This is a genomic window from Vibrio sp. MED222, from assembly GCF_000153005.1.
Taxonomy (GTDB): domain Bacteria; phylum Pseudomonadota; class Gammaproteobacteria; order Enterobacterales; family Vibrionaceae; genus Vibrio; species Vibrio tasmaniensis_A.
The window spans coordinates 21,000-31,316 of record NZ_CH902612.1 but is presented as its reverse complement, the minus strand read 5'-3'; the positions used below and the strand labels follow the sequence as shown (position 1 = coordinate 31,316).

The 10,317-nt window shown below is 43.9% G+C and carries 10 protein-coding genes; 1 reads left to right on the top strand and 9 read right to left on the bottom strand.

Going from position 1 to position 10,317, the window contains the following annotated elements; translation table 11 throughout:
• Positions 1 to 779, top strand: a 779-nt coding sequence (locus MED222_RS01635; protein WP_009848828.1) for a DUF2982 domain-containing protein, incomplete at its 5' end; no start/stop codon positions are given.
• Positions 780 to 882: 103 nt separating this feature from the next.
• On the opposite strand, the gene MED222_RS01640 is transcribed toward MED222_RS01635, so the two are convergent.
• From MED222_RS01640 to MED222_RS22555, 9 genes are all read right to left on the bottom strand, one after another.
• Positions 883 to 1,536 (bottom strand): MBL fold metallo-hydrolase, encoded by a 654-nt coding sequence (locus MED222_RS01640; RefSeq protein WP_009848829.1) that lies wholly within the window; start codon positions 1,534 to 1,536, stop codon positions 883 to 885.
• Positions 1,537 to 1,635: 99 nt separating this feature from the next.
• Complete coding sequence (locus MED222_RS01645) at positions 1,636 to 2,184, bottom strand: YcbK family protein (RefSeq protein WP_009848830.1); 549 nt, start codon at positions 2,182 to 2,184, stop codon at positions 1,636 to 1,638.
• Positions 2,185 to 2,383: 199 nt separating this feature from the next.
• Complete coding sequence (locus MED222_RS01650) at positions 2,384 to 3,922, bottom strand: L,D-transpeptidase family protein (protein WP_009848831.1); 1,539 nt, start codon at positions 3,920 to 3,922, stop codon at positions 2,384 to 2,386.
• 81 nt (positions 3,923 to 4,003) lie between these two features.
• A complete protein-coding gene (locus tag MED222_RS01655; RefSeq protein ID WP_009848832.1) occupies positions 4,004 to 5,092 on the bottom strand; it encodes a DUF1513 domain-containing protein in 1,089 nt (362 codons plus the stop codon).
• Entirely contained in the window at positions 5,082 to 6,143 is a 1,062-nt protein-coding gene (locus tag MED222_RS01660; RefSeq protein ID WP_009848833.1) for an imelysin family protein, read from the bottom strand. Before MED222_RS01660 ends, MED222_RS01655 begins: the two co-directional genes overlap by 11 nt.
• 142 nt (positions 6,144 to 6,285) lie before the next feature.
• On the bottom strand, positions 6,286 to 7,674 hold the full coding sequence (locus tag MED222_RS01665; protein WP_009848834.1) for a di-heme oxidoreductase family protein: 1,389 nt from the start codon (positions 7,672 to 7,674) through the stop codon (positions 6,286 to 6,288).
• Positions 7,675 to 7,785: 111 nt separating this feature from the next.
• Entirely contained in the window at positions 7,786 to 9,045 is a 1,260-nt protein-coding gene (locus tag MED222_RS01670; protein WP_009848835.1) for an imelysin family protein, read from the bottom strand.
• 177 nt (positions 9,046 to 9,222) lie between these two features.
• Entirely contained in the window at positions 9,223 to 9,819 is a 597-nt protein-coding gene (locus MED222_RS01675; protein WP_009848836.1) for a GTP cyclohydrolase II, read from the bottom strand.
• Positions 9,820 to 10,068: 249 nt separating this feature from the next.
• Entirely contained in the window at positions 10,069 to 10,245 is a 177-nt protein-coding gene (locus tag MED222_RS22555) for a hypothetical protein (RefSeq protein WP_009848837.1), read from the bottom strand.
• Positions 10,246 to 10,317 lie beyond the last annotated feature (72 nt).

Here is a 10,317-nt window from a genome sequence, read left to right as displayed (position 1 = left end):
ATTTCTCTTTGCCTGCATTTACGCAATCATATCGAATTATCGCCATCATTTTAGGATTCGCTTGCCTAATCATGGCGTTATACATTGATAACTCAAAATTACTGATCGTGGGTGCATTTTGCATTAGCGCACTTTTGGGCACGGGCTATTATTTGATGCTTCGTAGCAGAGTGATGTTCACGCTTACCCCCACTCACTTTCAACAGCATTTTTATAAAGGTGGATGGGTTTTAAAGTGGAGCAATATTGAAAAGATTGGCATGTGTACCTACGAACAAGAGGGTTGGCATCAACCTCTCCCTTGGGTCGGCATTAAAATGAAAGATTACTCGCCCTACCTTGACTCTATTTGCCCAAAAATAACCTGCGAATTATTGCTCAGCCAACGAGCACTTTTGTACTTGGGAGCGAAGCAAGCGGGTAAAGAATCGAACTTTGAAGATATGGTTTTAGACTCATCGCACTACCACACTCGTTGTACCGAAAACGGGTGTGTGGAATTAAGCCAATATAAAGAATCAAAGAATACCGACGAAGTGAGTTTCAGCGCTCAACAAACGCAAATGGATGCGGATTCATCCGATAAAGCAAATAATCACAACGCGGTGATTAAAGACTATTCCGGGTTACAGGCGATGCTTGCGAACAGGATGAAATATCAAAGAGGCTTCCACGGGTATGACATTTTCATATCAACCCATGATCTGAATATCAGTGGAGAAGAGTTTATTGGACTTGCTCGACGCTACTTGGCGGCTGCCGAGCGTCTTTCTGATTAAAATTAAACAGGTTTAAAAATAAACTCGCACGCAATAAAAAAGCTTAGCTTTCATAGGAAAAGCTAAGCTTCATTTTCAATCGTTCTTCTATTAAATCAGAGACCTAGTACAGAGGCATTTCATCCGCTACGAATGGGTTTGATGCGCGCTCACGGCCAAATGTAGACTCAAGGCCATGACCCGGTACGAATGTTACATCACTACCTAGCGGCCAAAGCTTAGTCTTGATTGAAGCAATTAGCGTGTTGAAGTCGCCTTGCGGGAAATCCGTGCGACCAATAGCACCGTTAAATAAAACATCACCAACAAACGCCATACGCGCTTGCTCACTGAATAGCACGACGTGACCCGGAGTATGACCCGGCGTGTGAATCACATCGATAACTTGGTTACCAAAAGTCACTTTGTCGCCCTCTTCTAACCAAGTGTTTGGTTCAAAAGCTTTACACAGTGGGAAGCCGAACATCTGGCTTTGATTCTCTAGACCTTGAAGCCAAAAGTTATCGGCTTTATGTGGGCCAACAATGTTCACGTTCAAGATTTCAGCAAGCGGTACTGTTCCGCCCACATGGTCTAGGTGACCGTGAGTCAATACCAAATTCACCACTTTAACACCTAACTCTTCGATGATAGCAGCCAGTTGCTGAACATCACCGCCCGGATCGACAACAATGCCTTCCATTGTCTCATCACACCACACAATTGAGCAGTTTTGAGAGAACGAGGTAACAGGGACAACTTGATACTTAAGAGACATATACAAACCTTAGAGGGCAAACTGAAATTTGGGCAAACTATGACATTGGATGTCTACTTTGACAAGTACCTAGCATTCGCTCGTAAATTCAGCTTAACACTACCAACTGCGTGCTGGACCTGTATCAATATGGATAAAGTTGCTACGTGCATAATAACCGACACCACCCGCATTCAAGCTTTTAGCAACGTCTCTTAATTCTTTTAGGTTAACGCCATCAATACGGAAATCGATCGCTTTACCTAACATGTGGTAGCTCTTCTTGGCTACGCCACTCGACTTTGAGCGCAGTGCTTCATTGGTCGCTGGAGAACGGTAACCAGAGATGATTTGAACTTCTTTTTGAATACCCAGTACATTTTGAATCTGAGTGATCTGATCAAACAGGTTCTTATCCATTGGATGAATCTCATTACGACGGAAATCACGGCACAGTTTGCTTAGACGAGCCATTTCATCACCAACATAGTTAGTACCATCGAAATAACAGGTCTCTAATCGTTCACCTGTGTGAAGATTGTTCATGCTAATCGTTCTTGGTTGATCAGGGTATGAAGCAAAAGCGATAGAAGGAGTAATTGAGGCGACAACAGCAGTACCACCAGCGTAAGTCAGAAACTGACGGCGTGAAAATAAACTTTGAGACATACAGCAAAAAAACCAATTAGATCGAACGAAAAATGCACGATACATAATGGAAATTGCTGCGTCAACGTACAAAAACCGCCCAAAAGGTTAGTAATTGTAACCTTTGTACGGTTAGTTATTGATCCACATTATAATTTTATCAATAGAAGCTTGGTTGTCATTTTTTGGTCAAGATCACCCTTATTGGCTTCAATGATGGTTAACCACCCTCTTTATCATATTGGTAGATGTCACCACGATACTGTATGCCCCCTTCTTCAAACAGCACGGTTTGATAGATGATATGCACGGGGATTCGCTTCTTGAGGCGAACCTTAGTATTAGGAGCAAGATCGTTACTTTGGTTAGGTACTTTCCTTACCTTGGTGGCAAACAACAATTCAGCCAATTCCTCTGCATGTTCGACACGTATACAACCTGAACTGTAAGCACGGAAGTCATCATTAAACAGGCCTTTACTTGGCGTATCGTGCAGATAGATAGCTCGCTTGTTGGGTGTGTTGAACTTGTACAAACCTAGTGCATTACGTGAGCCTGCCTGTTGACGCATTCGATATGGGAACGAATTGAAATTGATGGTCTGCCAATCGATATCTGTGGTGTCGACGGTTTCCATGGTGCGCCAACCATCAATCACTTGGAAGTTGTGTGTCTCTAGGTAGCTTTCATCCGCTTTTACTTTAGGCAAGATGTCTTTGACCATGATTTTCCATGGTACGTTCCAAGTAGGATTTAAGATAACCGAATCTAGGTTTATCTCTAAAAGCGGTGTTTTTCGCGACTTTCTGCCCACGACAACTTTGGACTCAAAGACCTCTTCACCATCTTCCCAATACTTCATATCAAAACTAGGCACGTTGACCACGATGAGAGAGTCTCTGTCTCTTGGCCACAAACGAACGCGTTCGGCATTCAGAGCCAGCGAAGTCAATCGTTCATCAAAGCTCATGTTGATCCATTTGATCGTATCTGGCCCAACGATCCCATCGTCTGTAAGGCCGTGCATTCGCTGAAAAGACTTAATCGCCGATTGCAGATCTTGGTCAAATACAGGGAAATCGACCGCGATCATCGAGGTATCAACACCAACCAAAGCAATGCGTTCAACAAGAATGGTTTTGTCTGAAAGCTCATCACCTAAGCGTTTCAACCCTTTCTGTCTGTATCGCTCTATATTGAGTTCAGACGCAGTTTCTAGCACGGAGTAGGTCGCCTTGAATTGGTCAAAATCCCCAACAGGCGGCGCATAGGACAATACCATTTCTAATAAGTAATCATTGGTGACACTGCTTTTCAATCTCATCAGGATATGTGGAGAAGGCGCAGGCAACTTGGAATGCAGCTTGCCCGAGAAATACCACTCTTTACCGGCAAGTGGCGCATTCTCAACGTAGCTTAGGTAATAAATAAAGGTATCGGTTAATAAGATGTCCAACTCTTGCCATTGCCCACGAGTTTGATAGTGGCGGATTTGCTTAAGTTGTCGTTCAAAAAGCGGGGCCATTTGCGCTTGTTCGAGAAGCGACAACTGGAATTCAAACGCCTTAACAAGTTCAGGCGAATCCCACAAAATTGGAAGAGATGAGTCTTGATAAATACTTTGGGTAAGCTCTGGATAAATCAGCATAAAAGAGAGCTCTGAATCAGCCGGAATAAATCGGCTCTCGTCAGAACTCGTATAGCTCCATGCATGCACAGAGACTAACACCAATAATCCACAGAAGTATTTTGCTAACATGCTTAACCCCATCACCAATCATCTCATAAGTATGGCAAAGAAATAGGAGTAAGCATGTTATTTTTTAAGGAGTTTTATGAACTAGATTGCACTCCAGTGGTTATCCCACTGGACCGATGATTGCTGAGTTGATTTCTCATAAGGCTTGTGTTGGCTCACCACACTGCCCGCTCCAGAGCTGAGTCGAAATTCACCATCAAGCAGCACTGCGCCAGAAGCATCAGACAACGCAGAGAGTTCCACTAACTCTTTAGTCTCTTTAGACCAAATACCATAACAGTTGCCTCTTGGCGAAGTCGCAATAATCCAATCATCTGACGCCGCAATACTGGCGATATAGTGATTGAACCTTGCCCATTGCTCTGGTTCTGCATTCAGTGATTCAAACTGCCCGCCTTTGGTATGCATCACCAAAAGTGAAGGATACTCATCTGGTTCACCACGATATTGCTGGCCACATAGTACGGTTTCAGCACCATCATGGGCTAAGTGTCGAATGCTCAGCTTCTTGTCTAGCAATTCAACCTGATCAAGCAGCGCACCTTCAGGTGAAACATAACTTAAACTCGGTTGCATTGAATTCAAGTTTTTCGGTGTTCTACCGTCAGTATGAACGCCGCCAACGCCGATCGCGAGATTTCCATCCGGCATGATGATCACTTCATGAGGGCCAATACCAAAGCCAGTGAACTCCTCGACCTTACGATAGCCTTGTGAGACATCGTAAACACCAATCACACCTTGGCTGCTGTCGGTTTTCCCTTCCGTGGCATACAGTAACTTGCCATCTAATGAGTAAACGCCATGACCATAGAAGTGGCGATTGTTACCTTTCACGACCATCTTGATCTGCTGACCATTTTTATAGTCAAACACCATAAAATAGTCACCAGGACGACGAGCAAACACCACCGCATGTGATGATGTTGGGCAAATCGCGACGCCATGCCCACGATCTGGGATCGGCAGTTGACTCAGCGGCATACCATATTCGTCAGCCACAACCGCTGAATATTGGCCACGACCATTAAGCGCACAGCCGATCAGTTGAGGATCATTAGATGTGCTTGCGGCGCCAGAGCGACTAGCGCAGCCAAACGGAAGTACAGGTACAGCTGCACAACCCAGTGCAGCCTTGAGTAGCGTTCTTCGTGTAGTATCAGTCACCATCGGTAGCATTAAATCCTATTACCACGCCAAGCTCTATCGCCACTTCTTCATGAATCAAGTACTTCAAACGTTCTAGTTTGTTGTATTGAGTCAGCACATTTCGGTAGCCCTCTTTGCTCTGCAGCAACTCGAACAAACTTGAGTCTGTAGGCCAAGTATCTAGCGTTAGCGTGAACTGGTCAGCAACACGGTCAGCAAGATCATTTAAGCCCTTCTCTCTCAACAAGCCGTCTAGGCCATTGCCATCGGCTAGGTACAAATTCTGAAGTGCTGCTACATTCGCTTTTAGTTGAGTCATCGAAGTTTGTGCACGCCATGATTCTGAGAAGTAAGGACGCGGATGACCGATTTTAGCCATTGGACGACTCAGCTTTTTCATGCTGTAATCAAGTTGGTTGGTCAATAAAGCGATGTATTCAGACTCCCAACGAGTCTCGTCTAACGCTAGCCAAGGGTTAACCTGCCATGCCTGTGCAATCGAAGATGACTTAATCGCTAAGTTTTCAGTAATCGCTTGTGATGATTGGCAGCCTAGTGCTTTGTCTTGAAGCAGTGGCGATTGCTCGTCATAAAGCGACCATTCCAACGCGCCTAGCCCTTGAACGGTAACACTCTGCTGCGCGATTTCGTCTTGAGACCATACTTTATCCTGCTGAGTCAATTGACGCATTTTAAGACCGGTGGTGTTCTTCTTATCTGGCCAAAATTGAATATTCCAGCTCTCTTCAAGTGCCGCTGTTGGGCCTCTTTCTTGTCCTTGCAGTGCCATCCAACTGTTCATGGTGAGCTGCCACTGATTTTTCAAAGCATCTAACTCAACATCATTAGTTTGGCAGTAACCCTGCATCAAGACTTCTAGCTCGTTGGCTTGCTTGGCGAATAGGACGGCTGAATCAAACTCTTGTTGATACACACTGCGACTGATGTGATCGGTCGTATCTGCTTGATAAGAAACACCATTAACCTCAGATGAAGCAGCTTGCTCACCCGATGATTGGCAGCCTGCCATGATTAATACCGACAAAGGCATTAACAAAAATTTATGCGTCATGCTGTTACCTTACTTCCTAATTTTTCTTTTAATTATATGAGTTCATTAAATACCAAACGACCGCTGAACTCGTATTCCTACACGTTCAGCGGTTGTGTTCTTTGGGTTAACTCGATCTTTGAATGTCTGAATCTCAGACCGACTATAGCGAATTCAAAAACGCCAGTAGTGCTTCACGCTCAGTGGCATTCAAAGACAGAACGTTTTGTTTCGCCATTTCTGCTTCACCACCGTGCCAAAGTACCGCTTCCATAACGTTTCTTGCGCGACCGTCATGAAGCAGGAACGTATGACCATTCACTTCTTTGGTATAGCCTAATCCCCATAATGGCGTCGTACGCCACTCTTGGCCATTGGCAAGATATTCAGGGCGATTGTCGGCTAAGCCTTCCCCCATATCGTGCAACAACATATCGGTATACGGACTGATTAATTGCTTAGACAACGCAGGTAACCCTTCACGCTCTGCTGTGCGAATTTCAGCTTGGTGGCAACTCTGACAACCAACGTCTTTGAATAATTTTTTACCTTGCACGACGGCTGGGTTGTCGACGTTGCGACGAATAGGGACCGCTAAATGCTGCGAATAGAACTCAACAAAATCTAGAATATTGTCGCTGACTTCTGGCTCGCCACCATTCGGAAAATCATCACAGGTTGATTGCGCTGATGTGCAGTTTTCATTCGGGAATAAGCGACTCGTCAAGCCCAAATCACCGTTAAACGCCGCCGCATTTTGCTGCATTAGGTTTGGCTGGCCAGCTTTCCAACCGAATCGACCCAACGCCATTTCGTTAGTTTGAACATCAAGAACGTAGTTCGCTTTGCCTGAAACACCTTGCTTGTCGGCCAACTGCTGTTTAGCAAATCCGAGAATCGTTTCTTGCGGGATGCTTTCAAGTAAACCAAGGCCAATCATTGGCGGCGCAACACGAGCTGAAAACTCAGTTTTAGGATGCATCTCGCCAAAGGAAAGATCAGTAATCTTTAAAATTGGTTTACGCAAAGTAACGACTGTACCGTCTTTGAATTCAACAGGAACATCGGTGTAGCTGATGTTCACTTTGCCCTCGGGTTTTACACCTTGAAGCGCGAAATCTTGTAACTGGCCGCCGTAAGTTGGTTCAGGAATACCACCATCACGAATGAAGGCTTGTCTCTGTTCTGGCGTTTCAGCAGGGATACTTAAGCGGACCAACAATGAAACCGCGTTCTGGTCATCTTTTTCAGGCGCATGACCACGACCATCTTTGATATGGCAATTTTGACAACCGTTGGTATTGAATAGTGGGCCTAACCCATCACGTGCATCGGTTGATGACGGCGCAGGAACCCAAGGGTTTCTAAAGAAGCTGTTACCTACGCTGAAATCCAAGCGTTTGCTCATTGGAAGGTTGGCTGCAGGAAGAGAAAAAGCGTTCGCGCCTTCTTTCTTTACTGTGGTTTTTCCACCAGAGTAGGTTTCATGGGCGTGCAATGGAGATAAGAAAAACAGTGCGGTTAATAGTGAGGCTGAGAGATACGACTTCATACATTGCCTTGCTGTGTTTTTGATTTTAGTTTTTATTAGAGAGTAACTTTTTTGAATAACAAACAATTAAGGGCTCAATAAGAGCCCTTACATTGATTTGGCCTCGGGTTCTTAGAACTCGTGATCCGCTGTGTCTGGGTTTAGGCTATCAATGCCAATAACACCAGCAGCACGCTCGATTGCAGCGGTTTGAGACACTAGCGCAACAATTGTTTTGTTTACTAGCGCGTTACCTGCAGCGTTGTCAGCAGCAATTAGCTGATCGAAGTGCTGGTTATTTTTCTCTGCTGACACAACAAGTTGACCAACTTGCGCACGTGCTAGGTCAAACTGCTTTTGAATCTCTTTCGCCGCTTGCTCGTCTTTTTGCTCTACTAGGTCAAACAGGCTAGGACCAGAAAGTAGAGAACCATCTTCACGCTTGTACAAGCCAGTGTATACGTTGTAGATACCTTGCTCGTTGTAGTAGTGAGAGTTATGCGTGTTATCCGAGAAACAATCATGCTCGTCTTCAGTAGAGTTTGCTTCTAGTGCAACTTTCATACGCTCACCCGCTAGTTCACCTAGAGATAGTGAGCCCATACCAAATAGCATTTTACGTAGGCCGTTCTCGCTAGATTCAGAAAGAAGCTCTTGACGGTAGTTGCCTTTCTCGCCTTCAGCCCACTGCTTTTCCATCCACTCTAGGTCTTGGATAAGTAGTTCAGCTGATGCTTTTAGGTATGCGCCACGACGGTCACAGTTACCATTAGTACACTCAGCACCAACAACGAAATCAGTGTAAGCACGCTCACCTGCACCGCTGTTAGTACCGTTTAAATCTTGGCCCCAAAGTAGGAATTCAATCGCGTGGTAGCCAGACGCTACGTTCGCTTCAGAACCACCGATCTCGTTCAGGTCTGCAATTAGCTCTGGAGTAATGTTAGTTGCGTCTACTGTTGTCTGACCAATTTGGAAAGTCTTATTTGCAACGATGTTTGCGCTAGCGCCTTCGTTACCAAGTTCATATTGGTAATCAGTCGAAACGTAATCGATAAGGCCTTCATCTAGCGGCCATGCATTTAATTGGCCTTCCCAATCATCTACAACAACGTTACCAAAGCGAAATACTTCAGACTGTTGGTAAGGTACACGAGAGTCTAGCCAAGCTTGCTTTACTTGTTCGAAATTGCCAGCAGAAGGAGAAGCTAAGAAGGTATCAATAGAAGAGTTCAACGCTTTTGCTGTAATTACTGAATCTGCAAACACTGCATGAGCAATATCGGCGTAATGTTCTACAACTTGATCTTGAGTTACTGCTGCAAAAGAAGAAGCAGAGGCAAAAATGAGTGACGAAGTTACGGCTTTTGTCACTAAAGATTTAATGGTCATGAAGCATCCTTGTTGAGCTTTGAATTATTATTCGTAGTAATAGTGCAAACCATTATCATTTACACTACAGATTTGAATAATACAAACTTACAATTTTATTGCAAGATAAATACAAAAAAACCTCACATTTGTGAGGTCTTTAAATACTTTTGTGCTATAGCAATAAAAGGAAGCTTATCAAATATCCAGATTATGCTTACCGTGTGAGACTTTCGCCTTCAGGTAACTCTCATTTCCCGACTTGATATGTGCAGAAGTATTCACCACTTCTTCAATCTCAATACCGAAAGATTTCAGCTCATTGATCTTCTTAGGGTTGTTAGTAACCAAGCGGATTTTTGTGGTTCCTAAAGCGCGAAGCATTTCTGCTGCTTCGGTAAAGTCGCGTAAATCATCACCAAAACCTAGGTGGTTATTCGCTTCATAGGTGTTCATGCCTTCGCTTTGCAGACGGTACGCATCGATTTTGTTATACAAACCAATACCACGACCTTCTTGGCGTAAGTAAAGAATCACTCCCCCCGTCTCACCCATAATTCTGATGGTTTCATCTAACTGCTCACCACAGTCACAGCGAGAAGAATGAAAAACATCACCAGTCAGGCACTCAGAGTGCATACGAACAAGAGGTATGTCTTGTGTCTTATCCGCTGATTTAAATATCACAGCAACATGCTCTTTATCTGTTTTCAATCCATGAAAAGACAGAAGTTCAGCATCAATACTGCTTGTTACCCCTACTTTGAAATCTATTCTGGCACGCACTTCCGCCATAGCTATACTCACTTGAAAATTCGATGTATTTAACAACACTACACTATATGTCTAGGCAATATTTTGTAGCTAACTATCTAATGATAGACACTATGAGGCTGTTAACAATTTTTTTCAAGGTCGACCACGTACAAATTGTTATATTATAACAATTAATTTTCTGGGTAACAAAAAACCCCACGTTGGGATGACCAACATGGGGTTATAAATCAATCAATTGCGGCTAAGACTACACTTTTTGCGGAACGATCAGCTTAGTTGAGTTTGCTTCCAGATAACAAGCTGCACCCAAGCATTCTCTAATTCACTTAACTCTTCTTGTGTCAGTGTAGAGATGCTCGACTTTGCACTGTATTTTTCTGCCCATTTATCAGAACGGACATGAGTATAGAACTCTTTTTTTAAATTTGAGATTACGTTATCCACAAACACATCCTTATATAACAGTGCTTAGCCTTTATAATCCGTTAATATTACAAAATACAGCTCAATTGGTAA

What these genes read in the sequence shown, in the direction of transcription:
- MED222_RS01640 (WP_009848829.1), bottom strand. Translation starts at nt 1,536, where the DNA reads ATGTCTCTTAAGTATCAAGTTGTCCCTGTTACCTCGTTCTCTCAAAAC.
- MED222_RS01645 (WP_009848830.1), bottom strand. Translation starts at nt 2,184, where the DNA reads ATGTCTCAAAGTTTATTTTCACGCCGTCAGTTTCTGACTTACGCTGGT.
- MED222_RS01650 (WP_009848831.1), bottom strand. Translation starts at nt 3,922, where the DNA reads ATGTTAGCAAAATACTTCTGTGGATTATTGGTGTTAGTCTCTGTGCAT.
- MED222_RS01655 (WP_009848832.1), bottom strand. Translation starts at nt 5,092, where the DNA reads ATGGTGACTGATACTACACGAAGAACGCTACTCAAGGCTGCACTGGGT.
- MED222_RS01660 (WP_009848833.1), bottom strand. Translation starts at nt 6,143, where the DNA reads ATGACGCATAAATTTTTGTTAATGCCTTTGTCGGTATTAATCATGGCA.
- MED222_RS01665 (WP_009848834.1), bottom strand. Translation starts at nt 7,674, where the DNA reads ATGAAGTCGTATCTCTCAGCCTCACTATTAACCGCACTGTTTTTCTTA.
- MED222_RS01670 (WP_009848835.1), bottom strand. Translation starts at nt 9,045, where the DNA reads ATGACCATTAAATCTTTAGTGACAAAAGCCGTAACTTCGTCACTCATT.
- MED222_RS01675 (WP_009848836.1), bottom strand. Translation starts at nt 9,819, where the DNA reads ATGGCGGAAGTGCGTGCCAGAATAGATTTCAAAGTAGGGGTAACAAGC.